Source organism: Streptomyces sp. NPDC002958, from assembly GCF_055563255.1.
The window spans coordinates 1-24,048 of the sequence record NZ_JBVHDS010000015.1; the positions used below are offsets into that span (position 1 = coordinate 1).

Below are 24,048 nucleotides of genomic sequence, written 5' to 3' on the forward strand. Positions count from 1 at the left end.
CTGGTCACGCTTCCGACGACGCAGCCAGGCCCGAGCCCGCCGCTCCCACTACAAACACCGAGGCCACATCCTCCAGATGCGGTTGCAGTACTAGCACGGCCAGGGCTGCCAGACAGCGCAGAGAACGTGGACGTTTCATCGGATTTCTCCCTCACGGGGTGGCGGTGCGCCGATGCTGGCAGTCGCGCCCGGGTGAATGGAAGATGATGAAGCTATTCATGCCTGACCATCGAAATCTGTACGGGTCCGAGCCCCGGTGGACGCGGACCCCGAACGGGAATGGGGCATCGCGTGCGACAACCACTCGGCCGACGTGTACTGCTGCTCGGCACCGGCGGCCTGCTGGCGGGTTCTGCTGCGGGCTGCTCCGCAAGTTCCCGGACACAGGTCGGCCCGTCCGCCCCCAAGTCGCCGTCCATGTCCTCGCGTTCGCCCTTGCCGAAGACCACCGCCTGGCGCCCCGACCGCGGTGACGTGGACCCCGACGTAAAGCTGCGGGCGGTACAGGTGGTAGAGGCGATCGGTGCCTGGCCTCCCGGACAGGGTGGTGCGGCCGCGGCGAAGAGGCGGGTCACCGCGCTGGGAGCGGCGTCGTCACTGGTGGACCGGGCCGGCCCGCTGAGGCCCGACGCGGACGAGGCCGCACTCCAGGTGATCGAGGCGCAGTACGGCGGGATTCTGGCGGACACGGCCAGTGTGATGGTGGCGTGCCGGCAATGGACCCCCGGGCATGCGGGCGGCACGACCGTCGACGTACGGCTGCGCCGGGCCCGGCCCCGCTGGGTGGTCACCGCGCTCCACCCGGGCCGCCCCGGTGCCGCCGTGGCGTCGCTGCCCACGGCGGCGCGGCAGGTGCTGGACAGCCCGCGGATCGGCCTGCCGCCCGCGGCGGAGGCCGACATCCGCAGTGGGCGCGTCCATCCGGCCGCGCTACGGGCCCTGCTGCGACTGGCCGGTACATACCGGATGGACATCACCGTGTTCCGTTCGGGGCATCCGTTGTACGTTTTCGGCACCGACCGACCCAGCGATCACCCATCGGGCCGGGCCTTCGACGTATGGCGCATCGACGGGCGCAAGGTCGTCGATCCGGCCACCCCGCGCCGGTTGACCGAGTCGTTCATGCGAGATGCGGCAGCGGCCGGTTCGTACAACGTCGGCGGGCCGATTCAGCTCTCCGGGGGCGCGACGGCGAATCAGTTCTTCACCGACAGGACCCATCACGACCATGTGCACGTGGGATTCGCGAGCTGACGCCCCGGAGAGCCGCACGGTCGCCACCGGTGCTGGTGCGTGTACCCGGGCAAGGCGCTGGAAACAGGCAGAAAGTGGGCCTGTGGACAGGGGCGGACGTACCTGGGCTCGGTCCTCGAGGAACCCTCGTACCGGCGCGGGCCGAGCGCCTGTCCGGCGAGATGCGGGCCACCGCCACGGCAGGGGAACTGATCGACACCCTCTGTCCACGCTCCTGAGCGGCACAGCCGCGCCCCGGCCACCGGCACGCACGTCCGTACGGTGGGTTCGGTGTGCCGGGGCGCTGTGGTGGCGTACGGGTGGGCATGGGAAAGAGATGCCACGAGTATCCGCACCCGTGATCAAGCTTGTCCGGCGTACGACCGAGCCCGTCGGAGCGCAGACCCTGCGTTCCACGGTGGCCGCCGTGATCGCCTACGTGGTGGCGATGTGGGCCCTTCCGCATCCGGCGCCGCTCACGGCGCCGCTCACCGCACTCCTCGTCGTACAGGTCACCCTCTACGCGACTCTCACCACGGGGATTCGCCGGGTGAACTCGGTCGTCGTCGGCGTGCTCATCGCCAGTGCGCTCAGCTCCCTGGTGGGGCTCAGCTGGTGGAGCCTGGGGCTGACGATCTTCGCCTCGTTGATCATCGGGCGGCTGGTGCGGGTCGATGAATTCGTACCCGAGGTGGCGATCAGCGCGATGCTCGTACTGGGCGTCTCTCAGGTCGCCTCCACCGCGTGGGACCGTGTGCTGGAGACACTGATCGGCGCGGGCGTGGGGCTGCTGTTCAACCTGCTCTTCGCGCCACCCGTGTGGGTGCAGACCGCGGGCGCCTCCATCGACAGTCTGGCCCGGGCGATGGCGCATCTGTTCCGCGCGATGGGAGAGGACGTGAGTGGTCACGTCTCCATCCAGCGGGCGGCTGACCGGCTCCACGAAGCCCGCAGGCTGGACCATGACATCGTGGAGGTCGACGCCTCGCTGCGACAGGCCGAGGAAAGCCTCACCCTCAATCCGCGCGTCCGGCAGGGACTGCTGTACCGGATCGTGCTGCGTACCGGTCTGGACACCCTGGAGATCTGTGCCGTGGTCCTGCGGGTGCTGGCACGCACCCTGACCGACCTGGCGAAGGCCCGTACCGAGGAGAGGCTGTTCCCCGCCGACGTGGCCGAATCCCTGAAGGAACTGTTCGGACAGATGGCCGGTGCCATCGAGAGTTTCTCGGAGCTGATCACCACCCCGGTCGCGGAGAACGCCGAGGAGGCGGAGTCCCGGCTGGCCCACGCACTCGCCGTCAGCCGCACGACCAGGGACCAGGTGGCGGATCTGCTCCTCGAAGACGTGCGGCAGCATCCCCGGCAGTGGCAGCTGCACGGTGCCCTGCTTGCCGAGGTCGACCGGATTCTGGACGAGCTCGACATCGACAAGCGCACGGAACGCCTGGGCAAGGAGCTCGACCGGCGCTCGGCGCAGGTGCACGAACGCCTTCCCTGGCTCCGTGCCGTATCGCGGCGGCTGCGAGGCGGTCGGACCTGAGGCGGCGCGGGTCGGCGGTGCGTCACTCGCAGGCCGGTAGCCGTTCGATGGCGATCAGTGCCGCGTCGTCGCCCAGGCGACCGCCGGCGTGGCGGACGAGGTCGTCGCACGGGATTCCAGCAGGGAGCCGGGTCCTTGCCGCACCGCGATGCGGCGCGTTCCGGGAGCGGATAGAAGACCCCTGACCGGTCCCGGGACTCGATGACACCGTCGGTGTACAGAAGCAGGGTGTCGCCGACGTCGAAGGTGAACGTCTCCGCCGTGTGTTCGGTGACCAGCAGATGCGTCAGACCGAGCGGCGGGGCGGGCGCCCGTACGGTGAGCGGGATCGCCTCTCCCGCGCGCAGCAAGGTCGTTGATGTTGGTGCGAGCGACGGTCACCAGGACCTGGGCCAGCACGGCGACCGCACCGACGAGAGCGGTCATGCGCGGCCCGCTGAACGAGGCCGCCACGGCGGGCGCTGCCACCAGGAACGGGCTGAGATGGACATCCGGTGGCGTGGCGATGTCCACCACTGTGACGACGGCTATCAGCGCGAACGGCATCGCCACGAGCGCGTTCCTGTGCCTTCGGGACTCGTGGAACAACTGCAGGAATCGCTGGGAAGCCACGCTTCCGGGATACCTCACCCGGTCCGCCACCGCTCCCCCTACGGCTGATCGGCAGCGGGCCGGGCACTTTTGCCCTCATCGCTCTGTGTCGCTCAACGCTCACTCGTACGGTCGGCCGCTTTCACTCCGCTGCATCGCGTGTCGCGCTGTTTCGGCCGGGTCCGGCAACGCTGAGCCCACAACCGCTCCTCGACGAAGAGAGAACAGCATGACCGCCTCGACCTTCTTCGCCCCGCGGATACGGATAGGCGGGCGTAGCGCGCAGACCATCGCCATGACGCTCACCACGGCCGCCCTTGCCGCAGCCGCTATACCCGCCGCAGCCGATGGCGGAGCCGGTCCGGGCGGCTCCAAGCCCACGGTGGTGTTGGTACACGGTGCTTTCGCCGATGCCTCGGGCTGGAACGGCGTGGTGGAACGCCTGCAGCGGAACGGGTACACCGTGATGGCCCCGGCCAATCCGTTGCGCGGGCTCGCCGGTGACTCCGCGTACATAGCCGGCGTGCTGAAGAGCATCAGGGGCCCGATCGTGCTGGCCGGGCATTCCTACGGCGGTGCGGTGATCAGCAACGCCGCCGCGGGGAACCCGCACGTGAAGTCGCTGGTGTTCGTGTCCGCGTTCATGCCGGATGCGGGGGAGAGACTGGCGGATCTGAGCGCGAAGTTCGCGGGCAGCGAGCTGAATACGGCTCTGAAGCCGGTGCCGTTCCCGGAGGCCGACGGCAGGGAGGGGGCCGACCTGTACATCCAGCGCGCCAAGTTCCACAACGTCTTCGCGTCGGACGTGCCGTCGGGCACCACGGCGGTGATGGCCGCCACCCAGCGCCCCATCAGCGGAGCCGCGTTCATGGACAGGGCGGCCGTGGCAGCCTGGAAGACCATTCCGTCCTGGGCGCTGGTCGCCACCCGGGACAAGGCCATCGCTCCGGATCTCGAACGCTTCGGGGCCAAGCGCGCCAAGTCGCACACCGTCGAGGTCGACTCCTCGCATGCCGCGATGATGTCGCACCCCGACGCCGTCGCCGATCTCATCCGGCAGGCCGCTGGAGACGGAACACCCGCGAAGACGGCCATGGCCTCGACGGGCACCAGCACCCTGGTCCTGGCCTGCCTCGGCGGACTCGCGGGCGTGACCGTTCTGGCAGGCGCGGGCCTCGTGGCGGCGTTCCGCAGACGCCGCGCCACCGGCGGCGAACCCGACACGACCCTCTGACCCGAATGCAGGGATGCACGAATGCACGAATGCGCGAATGCAGGGATGCACTCATGCAAGCGTCAGCGAGCACCCGGGAGCAGTCCGGACCCCGGGATCGGCGGCGCCCGTCCGGCACCGCGCCGTGACGGGCGCCGCCGATGAAACATCCCTCGGCAGCAGCCAGGGAGGCGGCATCACCCTCACGGTCGGCGGACCCGTCCCCGACCTGGCGGCCATCGCCGCCGATGTGCCGTTGCTCTGCCACTTCGGACGGACCGTCACCCTCACCGACGCCAACCCGTACGCGGCCCGTACCACCAGGCGCGACGGCACGGCGAGTGTGCGCGGCGAAGCCGTCGCGTCGCCGAGGGCCAGGAGCAGCGCCCGGCGGCCGATCTCTTCAAGCGGCAGCCGTACGGTGGTCAGTGCGGGGGCGTGACGTCGTAGGCCACCGGCAGATCGTCGAAGCCGACGACGGAGACATCGCCGGGCACGCTCCGCCCGAGGTCGTCACGGAGTGCCGCGAGCGCCCCGAGCGCCATGGCGTCATTGAGCGTGAAGAGTGCGGTGATCCCCGGCGACCTGCGAAACAGCCGCACTGCCGCGGCTTGCCCGCCGTTCCTGGTGAAGTCGGCCTCGACGCGATGGCGTTCCTGTACGGAGCACCCAGTTCGGCCGCCCGCTCGAAAGAGCCCTGCAGCCGGTCCTGTACGGAGACCAGAGCCAGCGGTCCGCAGATGATGCCGATCTCCGTGTGCCCCAGCTGGGCACACTGCCGGCGGGCGAGCCGCCCCGCCGCGACGAAGCGGCCGACGGCTTGCCACTCACTCATGGAAGAGGGGCAAGACGTCGGCCGTCGGCGCGAGGCAGGTTCTACTTTGGCGGGCGGATGTTCTCGCTGCCGATGTTGCCCTGCTGCTCACTCTGCTCCTGCAGCTTGCGGGCCTTCTCCTGGAGCCGCTGGCGCTGTTCAGGGTCGGTGGTGCGCTCAGCGGCCTCGGTCATGTGCCGGGCCTTGTCGCGCAGCTGCTGCGCACGGTCACCGGATTCACGTGCAACGCTCATCATCGCTCCTTGTGCGGTTGGGAAGAGCGGGCTCCATCAGAGAACCAGCGCCGCCCGTTCACCGCACCTCGAATCGTCACTCAACGTTACTGCGTGCCGTGGAGGCGGTGCGGCGCTGGCATGATCGAGGGCATGAACGAGAGCATCATCGCCGCGTGTGACGGGGCATCGAAGGGCAATCCGGGGCCTGCGGCCTGGGCATGGGTCGTGGCCGATGCGCAGGGGCGGCCGGAGCGCTGGGAAGCGGGGCCGCTGGGGACCGCCACCAACAATGTCGCCGAACTCACGGCGTTGCAGGAGCTGTTGGAGTCCACGGATCCGTCCGTGGCGATCGAAGTGCGGATGGATTCGCAGTACGCGATGAACGCCGTGACGAAGTGGCTGCCGGGATGGAAGCGCAACGGCTGGAAGACCTCGGCCGGAAAGCCGGTGGCCAACCGTGACCTGGTGGCCCGCATCGATGCCCTGCTGGCCGGCCGGACCGTGGACTTCGTCCATGTCCCCGCCCACCAGGTGGACGGGGATCCGCTCAACGCCCTCGCCGACCAGGCGGCCAGCGAGGCCGCGGTGGCGCAGCGGCCGGCCGGTACCGCGCACGGTTGCGCACAGCTGCCGACGCCCGCTCCCGCCCGGGCGACCGAGGGGCGAAGCAAGGGCGCTCCGGCGAAGAAGGCAGCGGGTGCCGCACGCCCCGCACGTGCCGGTGGAACGATCCGGGCCAGGTTCGCGGGCCGCTGTCACTGCGGAAAGCCTTATGCGGCACAGGAGATGATCGCCAAGAATCCGAACGGCTGGGGGCACCCGGAGTGCCGCACCGTACCCGCCTGAGTCACGGCCCCGTCCGGCCCGTGCGCATGGTGCGGGCCCGGCGGGCACGGACCGCCGGCCGGAGCGTGCGAGTGGCCACGCGAAGCGGGGCCCGCGTGCCATGATGCGGATCCGGCGGCGGTGTTCGCGGTGCTCTGTCGATGCCGTCGGCAATGGCGACACGCTGGGGGGCGTATGGGAAGCACGGGCACGGTTCTGCGCGAGCTGCGCGGTGCGCAGAAGACGGCCAAGGGGGTGTCGCTGTACTCGCGGTACGTGAACCGACCGGCCGGACGGGTGTTCGCGGCAGGCGCCTTCCGTATCGGGCTGACACCCAATCAAGTCACTTTGGTCAGCGCGGCATTCACCTTCGCCGCGCTTGCTTCGGTGGCGCTCGTCCGGCCGTCCTGGGGGCTCGCCGTCGCGGTGTACGCGGGCCTCGCCATCGGCTTCGCACTCGATTCGGCCGACGGGCAGCTGGCCAGGCTGACCGGGCGGGGAGGTCCGGACGGGGAGTGGTTGGACCATGTCGTGGACTGCGCCAAGATGATCCTCGTACACACCGCCGTGCTGATTTCGTTCCAGCGGTTCTTCGCCCTGCCGTCCGAGGGCTGGCTGATCCTGCCGCTGGGCTTCCTGTTCACCGCCGTGCTGACCTTCTGCGCCGGGCTGCTGCGCGAACAGCTGGGCAAGGCGGCCCTCCGGCCCATGGCGGGCAGCAGTGCCGCGCTCCCGGTGTCACGGGTGCGGGCCGTGGCACTGCTGCCCGCCGACTACGGGGTGTTCTGTCTGGTGTTCCTGCTGCTCGGGGACCTGACCGCGTTCCGCATCGGCTATGCCGTGCTCGCCGCCGTGCACGCACTGTTCCTGATGGCGTTCCTCGCCAAGTGGTTCAGGGAGCTGAAAGCGATCCGGACTGCGGACTGACGAGCGTGTCCAGCGCCCGGCGCAGCTGGGTGCTGGACGTGTGCACGGTGTACGGGAAGTAGACGACCTCCACGCCCACCTCGGCGAAGTCGCGCTCCAGCCGCTTGCCCTTCTCGGTGTCCCGCCAGTCGTCACCCTTGAAGATCACGTCGAACCTGACCTGCTGCCAGGTCTCGACCTTGTCGGGCACCGTCTCGACGAACGCCGCGTCCACGTAGCGGACGCTGCGCACGATCTCCAGGCGTTCCGGCAGAGGAATCACCGGCTTGTGGCCCTTGGCGAGCGCGGCCATCTCGTCCGAGACGACGCCGGCGACGAGGTAGTCGCACCGACTGCGGGCATGCCGCAAGATGTTGAGGTGCCCTATGTGGAACAGGTCGTAGACCCCCGGCGCGTAGCCGACCCTGTGCACCATCCGTTCTCTCCCCCCACGGTGAACGCGATATCCGTGTCCAGCGGCAGTTGTCCGGACATGGCATCCGGTGCTGCGGGATATCGGTATCGGTGTTGATGGTGCAACGACCTTACTGTGAAGACCACTTGCGCATCTCGTGAACGGATAAGCTCACTTTTGGGGCTGTTCCTTGGGGGAACACAGAATGTTCCGGGGGGAGAGGCGAGCGTCCATGTCCGATGCCGATCGTCACAAGCCGTTCGAAGGCCGCACTGTGCTGGTCGTCTCGACGAATTACGCGCCGGAGCTGACGGGCATCGGCCCGTACGCCGCGCAGCTCGCCGAGCACTGGGCCGCGTCCGGGGCCGAGACCCACGTACTGGCCGGTATGCCGCACTATCCGTCGTGGCGGACCGAGGCGGAGTACCGGGGCGTGTGGAGGGTCGCGGAGCAGCGGGCAGGGGTCACCGTCCACCGGCGAAGACACTATGTGCCGCCTCGTCAGACCGCCCTGCGCAGGGCTGCGTTCGAGGCCTCGGTGCTCGGGCACGGTCTGCTGTCGCCGCCGGTTTCGCGTCCGCCGGACGCGGTGATCTCTCAGCTGCCCAGCCTGGCGGGCGCTGTCATCGGGGCCCGGCTGGCCCGCCGTCATCGGGTCCCGTACATCCCGGTCGTACAGGATCTGATGGGTGCCGCCGCCGCGCAGAGCGGCATCCGGGGTGGGGGTCGGGCAGCAGCCGTCGCCTCGGCGGCCGAACGATACGCGCTGCGCGGTGCCACCCTCGTCGGAGTCATCCACGAGAGCTTCGTCCCCCGCGTCATCGCGTACGGCGTGGACCCGGGCCGCATCCGTACCGTCCCCAACTGGTCCCATGTACAGGCACCTTCGGCCGACCGCGCCGCCACCCGGGCAAAACTTGGCTGGAGCGAGGGCACCCCCGTGGTCCTGCACTCCGGGAACATGGGGCTCAAGCAGGGCCTGGAGGTCCTCGTCGACGCGGCCCGGCTCGCCCCGGAGGTGCGTGTCGTGCTGATGGGGGACGGGAATCAGCGCGCGGCGCTGCTGGGGCGCGCGGCGGGCCTGCGCAACCTCGACTTCCTGCCGCCGGCCGACGCCGACGAGTTCACGGACATCCTGGCCGCCGCCGACGTGCTCGCGGTGACCCAGCGGGCATCCGTGCTCGACATGAGTGTCCCGTCCAAACTCACCTCGTACTTCGTCTCGGGCCGCCCCGTCGTCGCCTCGGTCGCCGACGGGGGAGGCACCGCCCAGGAGGTCCACCGGTCCGGCGCCGGGGTCCTCGTCACACCCGAGGACCCCGCCGCACTGCTGTCAGCCGTACGCAAGCTCGTCGAAGCGCCGACCGACGCGGACCGGCTCGGCGCCAACGGGCCGCAGTACGTCGCACGTCACCTGAGCCGAGAGGCGGGTCTGGCCCGCTTCGACGCACTGCTCACCGAGGTCCTCGCGGACGCACAAGGGAGACCACGCCGATGACCCAGCCGATCCGCGCCTTGGAGGACCAGGACGAACCCGCACTGCTGAGGGACCAGTTCCGTCAGCTCCTGCGCTACCGTGCACTGCTCACCTCCGGTGTGGTCCTCGGGCTGCTCGGCGGCGGCTGGCTCGCCCTGAGCGGCGAGGAGAGCTACACCTCGACGGGCGAGGTGGTCGTACGCTCCGCCACATCGGACCCCTTCGCCGCGGGCGCCTCCGCCGACAAGGGCATCAACATCGGCTCCGAGCGGCAGACCGCCGTCAGCGACACCGTGGGCACCCTGGCCGTCGGCACCCTGGCCAGGCACGGCGACCGGGTGGAGACCGGGACGCTGCTGTCCGGTCTCCAGGTCACGAACCCGCCGAACACCCTTGTGCTCCGCTTCTCCTACACCGGCCGCACCCCCGCCCTGGCGAAGGCGCGGGCGGAGGCGCTCGCCGACGCCTATCTGGAGATCCGCCGACAGCGCACCGAAAACAGCATCGCCAACATGGCCGACGGCTACCGCGCCCAGCTGAAGCCGCTGACGGAACAGCGCGACCAGCTGGAGCAGGCCGGGGCGAGCAGCGACGTGACCAGCGCACGGGCCAACCTCGTGGTCTCGATATCCGAACTCAGCCGGAAGATCTCGGAGTTGCGCGCCCTGGACACCACCCCCGGCTACCTGACGAAGAAGCCCGTCGCACCGCGGGAGCCCACCGGTGCGGGACTGCCCCTGCTGTTGGGGCTCGGCGGTGTCGTCGGGCTCGCGCTCGGACTGCTGCTGTCGTGGGTACGCCTGGTCTTCGACCCGGCCGTGCGCTCCACCCGGGAGTTGGTCCGTTCCCTCGGCGCCCCACTGCTCGGCACCCTGCCCAGGGAGCGGGCCTCCGCCGGGACGCTGCTCGCCATCGGGCGGAGCGGGAGCCGCCTTGCCGAGGAGTACCGGGCGGTCGCCTTCCGGCTCGCCTACGACCCGTCGTTCGCCCAGCGCCGCAGACTCCTGGTCACGGCCCCGCGCGGAGACGGCGACCCGGCGGCCGCCGCCGCGGTCAACTTGGCGGCGGCCTTCGCCGAGATGGGACGCGACGTACTCCTGGTCGAGGCCGATCTGCGTACCCCCGCACTGGCCAGGGACCTCGGTCCGGCCGTGCAGGGCACCCGGCCGCGGTGGGCGACGGAGGGCGAACGGGCCTGGCCGTCGGACAGCCGGACGAATGTGGACGTACCAGGGTCAGGTGCCTTCACCCTGATAGCGGGCCGGCGCACGGACAACGTGCCGCGTGCGCTGACCTCCGCGCCCGTCGGACGGATCGTCGCCGAGGGCGACCGGCCCGGCGCCGTCGTCATCGTCCTGGCTCCGCCCGTGCTGTCGTACGCCGACGCCGTCGCGCTGATCGACCGGGTGGAGGGTGTCGTGGTGGTCTGCGACCCGCGAGAGGTGCACCGCAGCGACCTGGAGCGGATCCGCGAGATCATCGCAGCAGCCGGCGGCTCTGTGCTCGGCGCACTGCTGCACCCGGGCCAAAGCCGCTACGAGCGCCGGGCCCGCAAGAAGGCCGGCAGGCGCCGCGCGGGCGGCGGCCGGTCCGGTTCGGCCCCGGGCCGGTACGACGGCGACGGCCGTGGCGGCCCGGAGCAGACCGGTGACCCGGCCGAGACGCTCGGCCTGCGCACCTTCGACCCCACCGCCGGCCACAGATGAGGGCACGAACCGCGATCGTCTGCTCGGTCGCGGACCAGGGCGTGGCGGCGCTCACCAACATCCTGGTGCTGGTGGCGGCGGCCCGGCTCTCCACCGTGGCCGACTTCGCCCGCTTCTCGGCGGTCTATCTCGTCTTCACCGTGCTGCTGGGGGGCTGCGGCGCCTACACCGGGCAGCCGCTCGTGCTGCGGCGCGGCGAGAGCGACGAGGTACGGGGCGCGTGCCGGTCGGCGGTCGCCTTCACCCTGCTCGCCGCGGCCGCGCTCGGCGTCCTGCTCGCCGCCGTCTGTCTTCCGCTGCCGGGGCCCACCGCACGTGCCCTGATGGTGCTGGGGCTCGTCCTGCCGGTGGTCCTGGGACAGGACACGATGCGTTACGCCTTCTCCACCCTGCACCTGCCGCACCTGGCACTGGCGAGCGACGTGCTCAGGCTGGTCTGTGTGCTGGGCGCGCTGGCCGTACAGCCGTACGGTGCCCCGGCCGCCCGGCTCGTCACCGTCTGGGGGCTGTCCGCGCTGCCCGCCCTGATGCTGTCGGCCGCTTTGCTGCACCGCAGAGTGGCCGGCACACCGCTGCGGCCGGGAGGCCTGCTGCGGCGAGGGCATCTGGGGCGGCGCTTCGTGGTGGAGTTCGGGGTGGGCAACGCCACCAGCCAGCTCTCCGTGCTCGGGCTCGGCATGGTCGGCAACCCGCTGGTCGTCGGCGCCCTGCGCGGTGCGACCACCCTCTTCGGGCCGTTGAACGTGCTGTTCACCTCGGCCACCGGCTTCGGCCCACCACTGCTGGGACGGCTCGCTTCCGAACGGCGCAGGGTACGCGCCACGGCGACGCTCGCCGCCGTCCTGGCCGCCACAGCCGCCGGCTGGGCCACCGCACTGGCCCTGCTGCCCGACGGAATCGGCCGCCATCTGCTGGGCGACACCTGGCCCACGGCGGCCGCCCTGCTCCCGGCGACCGGCAGCCAGTACGCGGCGATGGCCGTCGGCACCTGCGGGCTGCTGGCGCTCCGGATGCTCGACCCCCGTACCACCCTCTCCATCCAGGTGGTCTTCTCGCTCGCCGCCGTCGCCTTCCTCACCAGTGGCTATGTGCTCGGCGGGGTACAGGGGGCGGCCTGGGGCCTGTGCCTGGGATCCGTCTGCAAAGCGGTGGCCACCTGGACGCGGGTGGCCCGGCTGAGACGTCGCACCGCGGTGGAACAGGCGCCCGTCAGCGCGAGCGCGGTGCGCCTTGGCTCCTGAAGCTGGTGATCAGCAGCAGACACAGCGCCGCGATCGCCAGCTTCCCGACGGACTGCAGCAGTGGACCGCGCAGCAGAATGAAGGTGTACCCGGCGATCAGCGGCGCGGCGACGGCCAGAACGCTGCCGGGGCCAGGACCGTCCCGGGAGACCGCGCGTGCGTAACGCCGGTCGGTGCGCGCGGCGACGTACCCGATCAGCGCGAGAGCGCCGACCATGCCCGGGGCACCGAAGTCGACCCACAGCTCGGTCCACAACGGTGCCGACAGGTTGGTCATGTTCATCCCCATCCACTGGCCGACGCGCACCCCCGTGTCCTCCGGCTTGCCGCTCCACATTGAACGGGGTACGAAGAAGAGCGCGGAGCCCGCCAATTGACGTCCATAGGTGTGGCCGTGGGTGTCGACCCAGGTGATGGTGTTGGCGAACATCACCGTCTGGTCGTAGTCCTTGGTGGCCAGCGGCTCGAAGACCGATGACGACTCCACCGGCCGGTATCCGGCACTGTCGTAACGGAACCGGTCCGCGTACGGGAACAGCACCAGCGCCCCGACCACCCCCATGGCCAGCACCGAGCGGTACATCGCCGCGCTGCTCGGGAACGCGGTGAACAGGAGCGAGACCAGCACGGTCAGGAACCAGTAACGGGCATTGGAGACCGGGTTGTTGACGATGACGTTGAGAATCAGCAGCGCACACCAGACCAGAACCGTCGAAGGAGAACGCCGGGCCCTGCGCGAGGTCACCAGCCGACGGGTGCAGAAGAGCAGCCCGAGCAGCGCAGGCACCGTACCGAAGCCCTTGAGGAAGGCCGACCCCACATTGGACTGGCTCGACGCCACCCCACTGACCGCGACCGAAGCGCTGATCTCCTGGCGGCTGGTGAAGAAGATGGCGGGGCCGCCGAGCTTCAGGATGTAGTAACCGCTCGCCGCGAACGCCAGCAGCACCAGCAGCCTGAGCCGCACCCGGTGCGCGGTGGCCGGACCGCTCCCGGAGCGTGCGGTGGCACGGTGGCGCAGCGGACGCCGGGACGCCAGCAGCGCCCCCAGGTCGAACGCGGCGCACCCCACCAGGATCAGAGCGATGGCCGTCATCAGATCCGACCGCGGCCCGACCATCGGCGTGGGGGTCTGCCCGATGACCGCCTGCGCGAACGGCGCCACCCCCATCGCGATGTACACGAACATCCAGAACACGCCCTGCAACAGGCGCCGCCGGGTGGACAGAATCATCGTGGCGAGCCGGGCCCCCGCATAACACGTCAGCACGAGTTGCAGCCAGTACGCGGTGTCCCGGAGGCCCGTGCCCGGCTGCGCGGCGATCACCGCGGGCAGGAAGCAGACCAGGCCGAGGATGAGAGGCACGGCCATGGCCCGCGACAGCATCGCCCACGACATGGGCTTCGCCGGCGGCTGGACCGGATCTTGCGGGCTGTGCTCCGGTACGGGTGCGGACGGCGCCGCCTCGTGCACGGACGTCATGTGCCCCCCGTTCCGTGGACCTGTGAACACTCTAACGAATCAACCCACTTGGGGGGTTTGGATGACTAGTCTGTAAAAGGCCGGCCGAGGTTGAGGGGAACCCTGGTGAAGATCCTGCACGTCGTCACACTGCACACCCCGGACCATGCGTTCGGCGGCCCGACGAGGGTGGCGCTCAACCTGTCCAAGGTCCAGCGGGCCGGGGGCGACGACGCCCGCATCATGGCTCTGGGCGACGGCTTCGAAGGACGACTGCCGCGCGAGGTCGAAGGCGTGCCGGTCCATCTCTTCCGGGCCCGCCATCTGCTTCCCATGTTCGAAGTCAGCGGAATCACCTCCGGCGCGCTCCTCGTCGCCGCTCGCCGCATGATGCGCGGCGCCGATCTCGTCCATGTCCATCTGATGCGAGACCTGGTCACGCTGCCTGCCGCGCTGCTCGCGCTGGCCTCCCGCACCCCCCTGATCGTCCAGACGCACGGCATGGTGGACCCCACCGAGAAGCGGGTCGCCCAGCTGACCGATCTGCTGGGCGTACGGAAGGTACTGCGCGAAGCCGACGCCGTGCTGCACCTGACCGAGACGGAACGCCTTGATGTGAACGCCGTCGCCGCACCGGTGCCGTTGACCCGCACCGTACGCCTGGTCAATGGCGTGCGGCCGCAGGAACGCAAGCCCGCCCGGGAGCCGGGGCGGCCGCCGACGGTCCTCTTCCTGGCCCGGATCCAGGAGCGCAAGCGCCCGGAGGACTTCGTCGCCGCCATGCCGGCGATCCTGGCCGAGCACCCGGACGCCCGGTTCGTGCTGGCCGGCCCCGACACCGGAGCGCTGCCCGCGACACTCGCACTCGCCCGACGGCTGGCGGTGATGGACTCCCTCGACCATGTGGGACCGCTCGACCATGAAGAGGTCCTGACTGCGGGCCGGCAGGCCGATGTGTACGTACTGCCGTCGATCGAGGAACCCCTGGGCGTATCCGTGCTCGAAGCGATGTCGGTCGGCACCCCTGTGGTCATCACCCGCACCTGCGGCCTCGGCCCCGATGTGGCGCGCGCCGGGGCCGGCCGGTTGATCGACAGCCGGGTCGGCGAGGACGGGAAGAACGCGCTCAAGGTAGCCCGCGCGGTGCTGGAACTCCTCGAACCCGAGGCCAACGCCCGAGCCGGGAAGGCCGCTTGGGACCTGGTCCATGAGGACTTCACCATCGAGGTCGTGGCCCGGACCCTCCGGCGGACCTACGAGGACGTGGTCCGCCGGAAGGGCCGTTGAGGTCAAACGGTTTTTCCTTCACGGGACTTGAGCGCAATCTGCCAGCGGTAGAAACTCATCGCCAGCGCGAAGTCGAAGCCCGCCCGCCCGTCGAGGAAACCCCGCCGGTAGACATACATGTACACGAACGACACCAGGGGCTTGAAGGGCGCCTTGTGGAACAGCTGCCCCTGGCGCGACTTCACCCTCCGCACCTGCTCCTTGACCTCCGGGTGGTGCTCCAGCCAGGCCTCCCAGTCCGAGTACCGGTTGTGCCGCTCGAACCAGGCCGTGACCGGGTCGAGATCCTGATGCTCGATCGGATTGCGGAGCGAGCCGACCGACTCGGCGACCGGCTGGTAGTGACCCTCGACCTCCCCGATGCCCGGCGCATCGAGATCCCCCACCTCCGGGTACCGGCAGCGGGTGCGGTCGGTCAGCGACCGCTTGCGGATGGTGTATCCGTGCCGCAGCCGCTTCCCGGAGAACCAGTAACCCAGCGGTATGTCGTACGCCGCCGGCTTCGGTGCGCCGGGATCGGCGAAGATCTGCCGCAGTTCGGCCAGCAGACCGGGGCTGAGCCGCTCGTCCCCGTCGAGCAGCAGGATCCAGTCCAGGTCCGTGCGGACATGGTCCAGACACCACTGCTTCTTGCGCGGATGACCCCCGTCCCAGCTGTACGTGACCACCTCGGCCCCGCACTCCTCGGCGATCTTCGCCGTGTCGTCCGTGCTGTGCGAGTCGACGACGACGACCGCCTCGAAGTGCCCGAGTACCGACCTCACCGCCTCGGCGATGTTCAGCCCCTCGTTCTTCGTGGGGATCGCCACGGCTACCGGCAGCTTGCTCATTCGTGCTCTCCTTCGGGCAGCCAGGCGTAGCAGCCTGTGGAGGTGAAGATGCGGGCCGCCTTCGGGACGGTGATCTCGGCCCGCTTCCCGGAGGTGGAGGAGCCCGACACCAGGTTCCTGCCGTTCGCCCCGGTGATCTGCCAGGTGCAGCTCTCGGTGGGAGTGACGTCGCGGTAGCGGCCTGGCCGGATCTGTTCGCCCTTGTACGTGCCGTCCGCGTACCCCTTCGAGGCCTCCCGTACCAGCTCCTTGTGCTGGGTGCAGAGGTGCTCGACTGCGGGTTCCGCGTCGGCGATCTCGCCCGTCACGAGCGCGCCCACCGCCGTGTCCCGGTCGACCTTCACGAGGTACGTCAGCTTGTCGCAGATCTCCTGACCGGTCTGGAGCACGGCCGCCGGATCCATGCCCTCGGGCACCCGGTCGACCAGGTACTTCTTCTGCTTCTTGTTGAAGGAGCCGGTGGCCGGGGTGAGTTCGTCGGTGGGCAGCTTCGGTGGTTCGCTCGTCCGCGGAGCCGAAGGGCCACTGGACGCGAGGGCGCCCGGCCCGGCCGAGGGGGCGGTGACAGCAGCCGGGGTGGCCGATGGCCCGGTACCGCTCGCCGTTTCATGCCCGTCGGGTGACGAGCCGCAGGCGGCCAGCGCCGCCGTCAGTACGACGACGGCGGCGCCGGCCCGGAACGAATACCTCATCCACCTGTCCTCAGGGCGTAGTGGGCACTGACCTGCGAACTGCTCAGCGCGGTCGGGTAGACGGCGGTCTCGTCGATCTGTCCGGCGAAGAAGTTGCTCGTCGGCCGGTTCGGCCAGTTGTTCAGGTTGTCCCCGCCCACCCGCCAGTAGCCGCTGTAACTCTCGCTGCCGGTGTACAGGATGTTCGAGGCGCGGAGCTGCCCGTCCACGTAGAGCGCCATGCCACCGGTGCCCTGCGTGGCGACGACATGGTGCCAGGCGCCGTCGTTGTACGCAGCGGGCGTGGTGATGGTTCTGGTGCCGCCGCTGCGCACCCCGAAGATCAGCCGCCCGTCGTTGCGCATGTACACATGCTTGTCGTACTGGGTGCTGTTCTGCATGGTCACATTGCCGAAGCCGATGATCTTCCCTCCTCTGGTGGTCGTCGTCTTGATCCAGGTCTCCACGGAGAACCTGGTGGGCCGCGCATGGCGCGTGTTGCTGTACGCGTACTGGCTCGATCCGTTGAAGCCGATCGCGGTCGAGGCACCCGCCACAGCGGCCGGAGTCTGCCGGTAGGCAGGCGAGTTGCGCAGGAATCCGTTGTCCAGACCGCTGCTGGTGTCGGCCGCGAAGGTCGATGTGCCTTCGTCGTACCGCCAGTACAGCGAAGCGCCGTCGGCCAGCACCCTGGCGGGGTATTTCTCGGCTGCGGGCGCCACGGTGACGGACAGGGCGGGCGACTTGGCGCTGGTGTTGGTGCCGTCGCTCGCACTGATCCGGTACGAGTGGGTCTCACCCGCCGCCACGTCCGTATCGGTCCACCTCAGCTGAGGCCGGTCCCAGAAGAGCGAGTACCCCGTCGTGGTGTGCACCGGGGTGCTCGCACCGTCCTTGTAGATCCGGTACGTGAGCTCCCCGTCGTCGGCGTCGAAGCTCGTCTGCCAGTTGACCTCCACCTTGCCCGCGGCGACGGTTGACAGGCTGACGTTCGGCACCCACGGCGCCCCGGTGTCGGGACCGTCGGCGAACCGGGTCAGGCCCTGCTGGGCGGAGCCGTTGACGGTGGTGAACTCGCCGCCCACCCACAGATAGTGATGGCCGCCCTTGTCGGTCTGCGCCATCACCCGCGGTCCGACCGGCTCCCCGATGCCGTCGTTGGTGTCCGGGAACCAGGGGAGCAGCTTCGGGTCGTCGACGGACTGGGCCAGCAGATGCTTGCGCGGCTGGTCGGGGAACTCGCCCATGCTGGCGCAGTCGTGCGCGTGACTTCCGCTGTACAGAACGCCGTTGTGCACCAAAACGGCCTGGGTGGCACCCAGGCAGGTGTCCCGCCAGCGCTGCTCGAAGGTGCTGAGGTCCAGCGCGATCCGCCCGTCGAAGACACCGCCTCCGGTGCCCTCATTGGCGGTGTAGAAGCCGGTGGCGTCCGTGGTCAGGTCCTGCACCGTGGAGGTGTTCGGAATGAAGCCGGCCGGGTAGCTTTTGGCAACGGCCCCGGTGGTGGCGTCCACGACGGCCAGCGCGTGCGAAGTGGTGCCGTTGACCGTGAAGAAGTCACCGCCGATCAGCACGTGTTCGCCGTCGGGCGTCAGCTCCACGGCCCGGCCCACCTCGTCGGTGTTGGCCTTCCACGGCTTCAGCGCGGCGCCCGTGGTGACCGCGGCGAACTTGTTCCGGGTCTGCCCCGCCACAGTGTTGAAGTCACCGCCGAGATAGACGGTGTCGGCCGTGACGGCCAGGGCCCGTACCGTCGCGGAGACGGAGACCTTGAAGTCCTGGCGCGGAGTGCAGGTCGCGGTGTCGATCGCGGCGATATTGCTCACTCCGACGCCGCTCACCGCCCCGAACTGCCCACCGACGTACAGGGTCTTCTGGTCCGGGGAGAGTGCGAGAGCCCGTACGGTCGCCGTCCCCGACGAGAGCGTGAACGACAGGCTGCAGCCGGTCGGCGCACCGGTGGCCGCATCGAACGCGGCGAAGTTCACCGCGGGCTGTTCGGAGGTTCCGGCGGCGGCGTCCGGCGGCCGGACGGTGGAGAAGGTGCCGCCGGCGTAGACGACACCGGCGTTCGACGCGGCCATCGACCAGACGATGCCATTGGTCTGCCAGGTGGTGAGATCGTCCGCGGTCAGCGAGACCGGCGGAGTGAGAGCCGCGGCCGGGGAGCCCCCGGACGCGGCGGCGGTCAGGGCTCCGGCGAGCAGGCAGAGCGCGGCGGCCGCGGCCCGTGCCCGGCCGCCTCCGATGGGTCTGCGCCCCGTACTTCCGTTCATTATTCAGCTCCGAGGGTGAGAACGAGCTGCGGCCGGAAGGCCGCAAATCCTGCCCCGCCCGACCGGCGGCGGAGACTTGCCGTCCCGCCGCCGGTGAGGGCGAGTGAGTGGTCCGGGCCCAGGGGTCGGACCGGTGCGGGCGCGCTCGGGTCCACCGGGCAGCCGGCGGAGACGGAGGTTGCGCCCGTGATGGTCCCCGGCGCGGTCGTGGGTTGTGACGGCCGGGTGCTGTGGGGGAGCGCCGACCCGGTCCACATGTCTGTGACCGGCACGACGCCGTGTTCGTCGCATGTGTCCTGATATCTCATCGGTCCACCCGCACGGCCGCTCCGGCGAGTTGGTCGGACAGCTGGCGGATGTCCGCCTCAACCATGATCCTGGCGAGCTCCTGCGACTTCACAGCCGGTTTCCAGCCGAGCAGTTCCTCGGCCTTGGCGGCATCGCCGATCAGCGCGTCGACCTCGCTCGGGCGCTCATACTTGGCGTCGTAGCGGACGTGCTCCCGCCAGTCCAGGCCCGCGTGTGCGAAGGCGTACTCAAGGAACTGCCGGACGCTGACCCCCTCACCGGTGGCCACCACATAGTCGTCCGGGCTGTCGCACTGCAACATCCGCCACATCGCGTCGACGTACTCGGGGGCGTAGCCCCAGTCGCGCACGGCGTCGAGATTGCCCAGATGGAGATGGGTCTGCAGACCCGCCTTGATCCTGGCCACCCCACGCGTGATCTTCCGGGTCACGAACGTCTCGCCGCGGCGCGGCGACTCGTGGTTGAAGAGAATCCCGTTGACCGCGAACATCCCATAGGCCTCGCGGTAGTTGACGGTTGCCCAATACGAATAGACCTTGGCGACGCTGTACGGGCTCCGCGGATGGAACGGGGTCTTCTCGTTCTGTGGCGGTGGGGTCGCGCCGAACATCTCGGAGGAGGACGCCTGGTAGATACGGGTGTCGATACCGCTCGCGCGGACGGCCTCCAGCAGCCGGATGGTGCCGAGACCGGTGATGTCACCGGTGTACAGCGGAGCGTCGAACGAGACGCGGACATGCGACTGCGCACCCAGGTTGTAGACCTCGTCCGGCCGGATGTCGCGCAGCAGGTTCACCAGTGCCACCCCGTCGGCGAGATCGGCGTGATGCAGGACGAACGAACGGTCCTCTTCCTCGGGGCCCTGGTAGATGTGATCGATCCGCTCGGTGTTGAAGCTCGACGAGCGGCGTATCAGCCCGTGGACCGTGTATCCCTTGTCGAGCAGCAGCTCGGACAGGTACGAACCGTCCTGTCCGGTCACGCCGGTGATGAGCGCGGTCTTCGCCACGACTCCCCCCTCTGTGTTCGCCTGAAAGGCTGTTGGTTCCCACCGAAATATCAGGATTGAGCGATCTGCGGTAAAACGTCACCGTGGCCTGCGGCTGCTGGCACAATCCGAGCCATGACGACTGATCTCCCCGGACCTCCACCTGCCCAGGAATCCGTCCGCCCCCTCCTACGACCCGGCGCCCGCATATTCGTCGCGGGCCACCGCGGTCTGGTCGGATCGGCTGTGATGCGCCGCCTCACCGCCGACGGACATGAGGTGATCACCCGCGATCGTGACCACCTCGATCTGCGCGACGCCGCGCGGACCGAGTCATTTCTCCGAGAGGTCCGCCCGGACGCCGTGGTGCTGGCCGCCGCCAAGGTCGGCGGGATCATGGCCAACAACACGTATCCGGTGCAGTTTCTCGAGGACAATCTGCGTATCCAGCTGAGCGTCATCGCCGGAGCTCATGCCGCCGGGGTCGAGCGGCTTCTCTTTCTCGGTTCGTCCTGCATCTATCCCAGGCGCGCCGCGCAGCCGATTCCCGAAAGCGCCCTGCTCACCGGCCCGTTGGAGGCGACCAACGAGGCATACGCACTGGCCAAGATCGCCGGTATCGTGCAGACCCGGTCCTATCGCCGGCAGTACGGCGCCTCGTACATCAGCGCCATGCCCACCAACCTCTACGGCCCGGGCGACAACTTCGACCTGGAGAGCTCGCACGTACTGCCCGCGTTGATCCGCCGTTTCCACGAGGCGCGACGGGACGGCTCGCCCGCGGTCACACTCTGGGGCTCCGGTAGCCCCCGCCGAGAATTCCTGCACGTCGACGATCTGGCCGTCGCGTGCCTGCTGCTGCTGGAGCGCTACGACGGTGACGAGCCCGTCAACATCGGCTTTGGTCAGGATCTTCCGATCCATGAACTCGCCGCTCTTGTCAAGGATGTGACGGAATATCAGGGCTCTGTCGAATGGGACACGACGAAGCCCGACGGTACCCCGCGCAAGCTGCTCGACGTCTCCCGGCTCACCTCCCTCGGCTTCACACCGCGGATTCCGCTGCGCGACGGGATCGCCAGTACCTACGCATGGTGGCTGGAACAGCAGGCCATACAGGTCTGAGCGGACCCGAAGGGCTGTTGGGCACGGGCCGGTCGCCGCAGCGCGGCGGCCCCCCGTCCCTCCGGCCCCGCGCGGCCGGTGGTTGTGCACACGTCGCATCGACGGCCGCCGCTCTCAGTACGCCCCGCGGCCGTCGGTGACGGCGCGCAGCGTACGGGCCATGAGTCCCATGTCCGTGGCCACCGACCAATTGTCGACATACCACAGGTCGAGCGAAACGGTCTCCTGCCAGGACAGGTCCGAGCGCCCGCTGACCTGCCACAGGCCGGTCAGCCCCGGCCTGACCGCGAGTCGCCTCAGCTCGCGCTCGTCGTAGCGGGACACCTCCTCCGGCAGCGGAGGCCGTGGGCCGACCAGCGACATGTCGCCCCGGAGCACATTGAGCAGTTGCGGCAGCTCGTCGAGAGATGTCCGGCGCAGCAGACGGCCGATTCCGGTCACCCGGGGGTCGCGGCGCATCTTGAACATCGGACCGTCGTTCTCGTTCGCCGTGAGCAGCTGTGCCTTGTGGCTTTCGGCGTCCACCACCATGGTCCGGAATTTCCACATGGTGAACGGTCGGCTGTGCTGCCCGTGGCGGATCTGGCGGTGGAGGACCGGCCCGTCGGAGCCGAGACGCACCGCCGCCGCGATCAGGAGCAGCAGGGGTGCCAGAACCAGCAGGCCGAGAGCGGCGCCGGTACGGTCCACTACGGCCTTCACGACCATCTGCGGTCCCCGGCGCAGCGGCGGCGCGATGTGCAGCAGGGTCAGCCCGGCCGCGGCGGTCGGCCGTACCCGGCCGGCCGCGATGCCCGAGAGCCCCGACAGCACGGACAGCGGAAGCCCGCCGTCGTGCAGCCCCCAGGAAAGCCGGCGAAGCCGCTCCTCGGAGAGCTGCGGCCCGGGCACCACCAGAGCCAGGTCGGCGTCATGGGCGAAGGCTCCGCCCAGCACTGTCGACGCATCGTCGTCGGCCGGTGCCGGTGCGAGCCGCCCCGGCACCTGAACCTCGCACTCCAGCGGCGCGGTCCCCACCGGTATGGCGGCCACGACCGCGTACGGGTGGTCCGCACGGGAACCGAGCAACTGCACCGCGCGTTCCACCCCAGGAGCCTCGCCGACCACCAGTACCCGCCGGACCGTACGCTGCCGCCGACCCGGCCACGGCAACCGCCGCACCCCCCACATGGCAATGCCCACCAGCAGGCCGGGCAGCAGGGCCACGACCGCCGTCGCAGCATCGGCCCAATCGCCCGTCACGGTCTGCAGTACGGCGAGTACGCCGATGAGCAGCAGCCAGTCGCCGGTCGTCCTCAGTGCCCCCGGCGCGTGGTCCGAAGCCCGGTCCGCGTACCGGCCGCGCGCGGCCCGCACACCCGACCACACCAGCGCGGCCACGACCGAGGCGACCGCGGCTCGCGACTGGCCTCCGGCCCGCAGGACGAGCCACGCCGGAATGCCGAGGCCGAGGAGTTCGGCCCCGATGACAACCAGCAGACGCCGGCCCGTTCTTCTCTTCGCCCCAACCGGTCGTCCCGAACGTTCGCGCTGTACGGTCGGTGCCCTCCACAGATCGTCGAGTTCCTTGCTGTGAGGCCGATTTGGAGCAGTCCGTGGACGAGACGTTTCCGCCAGTCCCACAGGTCCTGATCTGTCCGAATCGGGTAGCTCGACATGCCCCATGAACCCCCCAGTCACAGTTGCATCGCCATAAACGGGACGCATCCGCCGATCCCGTGGACTGACGGATGCGCCCTCGCTCGGTGCACGATATCCACACACGTGCCATTTTGCTGGAGTTCCAGTGAAGTTCAGACATGCACACTGACTCGGAACTCGTCCCGTTCCGTGCTGGATCTCTTGGTCTGTGGGTGACTGTTCGCATTTGGAGGGTGCCGGAATCGGATGGTGTGCGGACATGTACGTCACCGGTTGCGTGGGTTCGCCAGCAGGTTCGTCCGGGAGGATGCGGCGTCGGGATACGACGCCCGGCCATGAGTGGGAGTGGGGACGTGCGGTGACTCCCGCGGGGAAGAACTGGGCCGGAAACACCACGTTCGGGGCGCGGCGCCTGCGTGTGCCCCGTTCCGAGGCCGAGCTGCGGGAGACCGCGGCCGGCTCGGCCGCGGTACACGCGCTCGGCACCCGGCGGGGAGTATCTCGCGTTGCGGCGCCTCGGGCGGTTCCACCCGCGCCCGTTGCAGCTCACCTCACGGCGTGCCCGTGAGGCGAGCTGTTGCAGAGCGGTGAGCAGTCCCTCGGCGCTCGCCGAACGGCCAGGACGATGCCGGTTCATGGGCCGCTCCGCACTCGGTGGAAGTGACTTACCGCATCCTAATTCGGCGGTGTGATCCCCGCAGGACGAGCCGGAACGCGCGAACGGGCCCGGCCGGGTGGATCCTGGTGGCAGGACCGCGTCGTGGCGGCGCGCCGGGGCCGGGCGCGGTCGCAGGAGGTGCGCGATGACTCGCACGCTGGAGTGGAAGGTCCGCGTCGGCCTGTCCGAGGAGGACGGTACGACCAGGGCGGAGGCGGTGCTGGACACCGGCTCCGAAAAGCTCGTCGGACACGGGGTCGCCCGCTGCAACCCGCAGGACGTGGACATTCCCGCCATCGGAGACGAACTCGCGGCGAGCCGCGCCATGAAGGACCTTGCCGCGCAGTTGATGAGGGCCGCCGACCAGGACCTGGAAACGGTCGGAGCCGGACCCGCGAGCGGGCCCGTCGCACCACCGTACGCGTGGTCCGACACCACGGCCTGAGCCCTGGGGAGGGCATATGACCCGCATCTCGATGACGGTGGACGGCAAGCGGTACGAGGACGAGGTCGAGCCCGGCCTTCTACTGGGCCCGGCGCCTTTTCTCGATCTATCCGCGGTCCTCCTGTCCGCGGTCCTCGTGGCGAGGGGAGCATGAGC

At 69.7% G+C, this 24,048-nt stretch carries 22 protein-coding genes and 1 pseudogene; 13 read left to right on the forward strand and 10 right to left on the reverse strand.

Annotated features, from left to right (window positions below; all coding sequences use genetic code 11):
- Positions 1–291 precede the first annotated feature (291 nt).
- Together ACZ3IC_RS23410 and ACZ3IC_RS23415 are read left to right on the forward strand one after the other, a co-directional pair.
- Entirely contained in the window at positions 292–1,254 is a 963-nt protein-coding gene (locus ACZ3IC_RS23410) for a hypothetical protein (RefSeq protein ID WP_467418798.1), read from the forward strand.
- 316 nt (positions 1,255–1,570) lie between these two features.
- Positions 1,571–2,776 (forward strand): FUSC family protein, encoded by a 1,206-nt coding sequence (locus tag ACZ3IC_RS23415; protein ID WP_467418800.1) that lies wholly within the window; start codon positions 1,571–1,573, stop codon positions 2,774–2,776.
- A gap of 209 nt (positions 2,777–2,985) precedes the next feature.
- On the opposite strand, the pseudogene ACZ3IC_RS23420 reads toward ACZ3IC_RS23415, so the two are convergent.
- A pseudogene (locus tag ACZ3IC_RS23420) lies at positions 2,986–3,126 on the reverse strand (serine/threonine-protein phosphatase); the annotation flags it as partial.
- Between the two features lie 470 nt (positions 3,127–3,596).
- On the opposite strand from ACZ3IC_RS23420, the gene ACZ3IC_RS23425 reads away from it, so the two are divergent.
- A complete protein-coding gene (locus ACZ3IC_RS23425) occupies positions 3,597–4,601 on the forward strand; it encodes an alpha/beta fold hydrolase (protein WP_467418802.1) in 1,005 nt (334 codons plus the stop codon).
- 124 nt (positions 4,602–4,725) lie between these two features.
- On the forward strand, positions 4,726–5,022 hold the full coding sequence (locus ACZ3IC_RS23430; RefSeq protein ID WP_467418804.1) for an acetylxylan esterase: 297 nt from the start codon (positions 4,726–4,728) through the stop codon (positions 5,020–5,022).
- On the opposite strand, the gene ACZ3IC_RS23435 is transcribed toward ACZ3IC_RS23430, so the two are convergent.
- Positions 5,006–5,407, reverse strand: a complete 402-nt coding sequence (locus ACZ3IC_RS23435) for a substrate-binding domain-containing protein (RefSeq protein WP_467418805.1) — start codon at positions 5,405–5,407, stop codon at positions 5,006–5,008. The two genes, ACZ3IC_RS23430 and ACZ3IC_RS23435, sit on opposite strands and share 17 nt — an antisense overlap.
- A 49-nt stretch (positions 5,408–5,456) precedes the next feature.
- Positions 5,457–5,648 (reverse strand): DUF6381 family protein, encoded by a 192-nt coding sequence (locus ACZ3IC_RS23440; RefSeq protein WP_467418807.1) that lies wholly within the window; start codon positions 5,646–5,648, stop codon positions 5,457–5,459.
- 132 nt (positions 5,649–5,780) lie between these two features.
- Between ACZ3IC_RS23440 and ACZ3IC_RS23445 the strand changes: the two genes are divergently transcribed.
- Both ACZ3IC_RS23445 and ACZ3IC_RS23450 read left to right on the forward strand, forming a co-directional pair.
- Positions 5,781–6,476 carry a ribonuclease H family protein gene (locus ACZ3IC_RS23445; protein ID WP_467418809.1) on the forward strand — a complete coding sequence of 232 codons (696 nt, stop codon included), beginning with the start codon at positions 5,781–5,783 and terminating at the stop codon, positions 6,474–6,476.
- A gap of 174 nt (positions 6,477–6,650) precedes the next feature.
- The gene (locus tag ACZ3IC_RS23450; protein WP_467418811.1) at positions 6,651–7,382 is read left to right on the forward strand and encodes a CDP-alcohol phosphatidyltransferase family protein; all 732 of its coding nucleotides are present in this window, start codon (positions 6,651–6,653) and stop codon (positions 7,380–7,382) included.
- Here ACZ3IC_RS23450 and ACZ3IC_RS23455 read toward each other — a convergent pair.
- Entirely contained in the window at positions 7,348–7,797 is a 450-nt protein-coding gene (locus ACZ3IC_RS23455) for an FAD synthase family protein (RefSeq protein WP_467418813.1), read from the reverse strand. The genes ACZ3IC_RS23450 and ACZ3IC_RS23455 overlap by 35 nt on opposite strands.
- A 211-nt stretch (positions 7,798–8,008) precedes the next feature.
- On the opposite strand from ACZ3IC_RS23455, the gene ACZ3IC_RS23460 reads away from it, so the two are divergent.
- From ACZ3IC_RS23460 to ACZ3IC_RS23470, 3 genes are read left to right on the forward strand one after another with little or no spacing between them, the layout of a single operon-like run.
- A complete protein-coding gene (locus ACZ3IC_RS23460; protein WP_467418814.1) occupies positions 8,009–9,274 on the forward strand; it encodes a glycosyltransferase in 1,266 nt (421 codons plus the stop codon).
- Positions 9,271–10,959 (forward strand): P-loop NTPase family protein, encoded by a 1,689-nt coding sequence (locus ACZ3IC_RS23465; protein ID WP_467418815.1) that lies wholly within the window; start codon positions 9,271–9,273, stop codon positions 10,957–10,959. Before ACZ3IC_RS23460 ends, ACZ3IC_RS23465 begins: the two co-directional genes overlap by 4 nt.
- A complete protein-coding gene (locus ACZ3IC_RS23470; protein WP_467418817.1) occupies positions 10,956–12,200 on the forward strand; it encodes an MATE family efflux transporter in 1,245 nt (414 codons plus the stop codon). The genes ACZ3IC_RS23465 and ACZ3IC_RS23470 overlap by 4 nt, the downstream gene beginning before the upstream one ends.
- Here ACZ3IC_RS23470 and ACZ3IC_RS23475 read toward each other — a convergent pair.
- Complete coding sequence (locus ACZ3IC_RS23475) at positions 12,169–13,683, reverse strand: hypothetical protein (RefSeq protein WP_467418819.1); 1,515 nt, start codon at positions 13,681–13,683, stop codon at positions 12,169–12,171. The genes ACZ3IC_RS23470 and ACZ3IC_RS23475 overlap by 32 nt on opposite strands.
- 105 nt (positions 13,684–13,788) lie before the next feature.
- On the opposite strand from ACZ3IC_RS23475, the gene ACZ3IC_RS23480 reads away from it, so the two are divergent.
- Positions 13,789–14,949, forward strand: a complete 1,161-nt coding sequence (locus ACZ3IC_RS23480; protein ID WP_467418820.1) for a glycosyltransferase — start codon at positions 13,789–13,791, stop codon at positions 14,947–14,949.
- A 2-nt stretch (positions 14,950–14,951) separates the two neighbouring features.
- On the opposite strand, the gene ACZ3IC_RS23485 is transcribed toward ACZ3IC_RS23480, so the two are convergent.
- From ACZ3IC_RS23485 to gmd, 4 genes are all read right to left on the reverse strand, one after another.
- Positions 14,952–15,779, reverse strand: a complete 828-nt coding sequence (locus ACZ3IC_RS23485) for a glycosyltransferase family 2 protein (protein ID WP_467418823.1) — start codon at positions 15,777–15,779, stop codon at positions 14,952–14,954.
- Positions 15,776–16,471 (reverse strand): hypothetical protein, encoded by a 696-nt coding sequence (locus ACZ3IC_RS23490; protein ID WP_467418825.1) that lies wholly within the window; start codon positions 16,469–16,471, stop codon positions 15,776–15,778. The genes ACZ3IC_RS23485 and ACZ3IC_RS23490 overlap by 4 nt, the downstream gene beginning before the upstream one ends.
- The gene (locus ACZ3IC_RS23495) at positions 16,468–18,726 is read right to left on the reverse strand and encodes a LamG domain-containing protein (RefSeq protein WP_467418827.1); all 2,259 of its coding nucleotides are present in this window, start codon (positions 18,724–18,726) and stop codon (positions 16,468–16,470) included. The genes ACZ3IC_RS23490 and ACZ3IC_RS23495 overlap by 4 nt, the downstream gene beginning before the upstream one ends.
- A gap of 304 nt (positions 18,727–19,030) precedes the next feature.
- Entirely contained in the window at positions 19,031–20,044 is a 1,014-nt protein-coding gene (gmd, locus tag ACZ3IC_RS23500) for a GDP-mannose 4,6-dehydratase (protein ID WP_467418830.1), read from the reverse strand.
- Between the two features lie 114 nt (positions 20,045–20,158).
- Here gmd and ACZ3IC_RS23505 point away from each other — a divergent pair, with 114 nt between their 5' ends.
- The gene (locus ACZ3IC_RS23505) at positions 20,159–21,148 is read left to right on the forward strand and encodes a GDP-L-fucose synthase family protein (RefSeq protein WP_467418832.1); all 990 of its coding nucleotides are present in this window, start codon (positions 20,159–20,161) and stop codon (positions 21,146–21,148) included.
- 114 nt (positions 21,149–21,262) lie between these two features.
- Here ACZ3IC_RS23505 and ACZ3IC_RS23510 read toward each other — a convergent pair whose 3' ends face one another.
- Entirely contained in the window at positions 21,263–22,771 is a 1,509-nt protein-coding gene (locus ACZ3IC_RS23510; RefSeq protein WP_467418833.1) for an exopolysaccharide biosynthesis polyprenyl glycosylphosphotransferase, read from the reverse strand.
- Between the two features lie 821 nt (positions 22,772–23,592).
- Between ACZ3IC_RS23510 and ACZ3IC_RS23515 the strand changes: the two genes are divergently transcribed.
- Both ACZ3IC_RS23515 and ACZ3IC_RS23520 read left to right on the forward strand, forming a co-directional pair.
- A complete protein-coding gene (locus ACZ3IC_RS23515; RefSeq protein ID WP_467418835.1) occupies positions 23,593–23,892 on the forward strand; it encodes a DUF1876 domain-containing protein in 300 nt (99 codons plus the stop codon).
- A gap of 16 nt (positions 23,893–23,908) precedes the next feature.
- On the forward strand, positions 23,909–24,046 hold the full coding sequence (locus tag ACZ3IC_RS23520) for a hypothetical protein (protein WP_467418838.1): 138 nt from the start codon (positions 23,909–23,911) through the stop codon (positions 24,044–24,046).
- Positions 24,047–24,048: the final 2 nt, after the last annotated feature.

Bases quoted from the DNA above. Each gene is read 5' to 3' on its own strand.
- ACZ3IC_RS23495 (WP_467418827.1), bottom strand. From the start codon at position 18,726: ATGAACGGAAGTACGGGGCGCAGACCCATCGGAGGCGGCCGGGCACGG.
- ACZ3IC_RS23490 (WP_467418825.1), bottom strand. From the start codon at position 16,471: ATGAGGTATTCGTTCCGGGCCGGCGCCGCCGTCGTCGTACTGACGGCG.
- ACZ3IC_RS23455 (WP_467418813.1), bottom strand. From the start codon at position 7,797: ATGGTGCACAGGGTCGGCTACGCGCCGGGGGTCTACGACCTGTTCCAC.
- ACZ3IC_RS23520 (WP_467418838.1), top strand. From the start codon at position 23,909: ATGACCCGCATCTCGATGACGGTGGACGGCAAGCGGTACGAGGACGAG.
- ACZ3IC_RS23425 (WP_467418802.1), top strand. From the start codon at position 3,597: ATGACCGCCTCGACCTTCTTCGCCCCGCGGATACGGATAGGCGGGCGT.
- ACZ3IC_RS23475 (WP_467418819.1), bottom strand. From the start codon at position 13,683: ATGACGTCCGTGCACGAGGCGGCGCCGTCCGCACCCGTACCGGAGCAC.
- ACZ3IC_RS23460 (WP_467418814.1), top strand. From the start codon at position 8,009: ATGTCCGATGCCGATCGTCACAAGCCGTTCGAAGGCCGCACTGTGCTG.
- ACZ3IC_RS23450 (WP_467418811.1), top strand. From the start codon at position 6,651: ATGGGAAGCACGGGCACGGTTCTGCGCGAGCTGCGCGGTGCGCAGAAG.
- ACZ3IC_RS23515 (WP_467418835.1), top strand. From the start codon at position 23,593: ATGACTCGCACGCTGGAGTGGAAGGTCCGCGTCGGCCTGTCCGAGGAG.
- ACZ3IC_RS23440 (WP_467418807.1), bottom strand. From the start codon at position 5,648: ATGAGCGTTGCACGTGAATCCGGTGACCGTGCGCAGCAGCTGCGCGAC.
- ACZ3IC_RS23505 (WP_467418832.1), top strand. From the start codon at position 20,159: ATGACGACTGATCTCCCCGGACCTCCACCTGCCCAGGAATCCGTCCGC.
- ACZ3IC_RS23470 (WP_467418817.1), top strand. From the start codon at position 10,956: ATGAGGGCACGAACCGCGATCGTCTGCTCGGTCGCGGACCAGGGCGTG.
- ACZ3IC_RS23485 (WP_467418823.1), bottom strand. From the start codon at position 15,779: ATGAGCAAGCTGCCGGTAGCCGTGGCGATCCCCACGAAGAACGAGGGG.
- ACZ3IC_RS23465 (WP_467418815.1), top strand. From the start codon at position 9,271: ATGACCCAGCCGATCCGCGCCTTGGAGGACCAGGACGAACCCGCACTG.
- ACZ3IC_RS23415 (WP_467418800.1), top strand. From the start codon at position 1,571: ATGCCACGAGTATCCGCACCCGTGATCAAGCTTGTCCGGCGTACGACC.
- ACZ3IC_RS23445 (WP_467418809.1), top strand. From the start codon at position 5,781: ATGAACGAGAGCATCATCGCCGCGTGTGACGGGGCATCGAAGGGCAAT.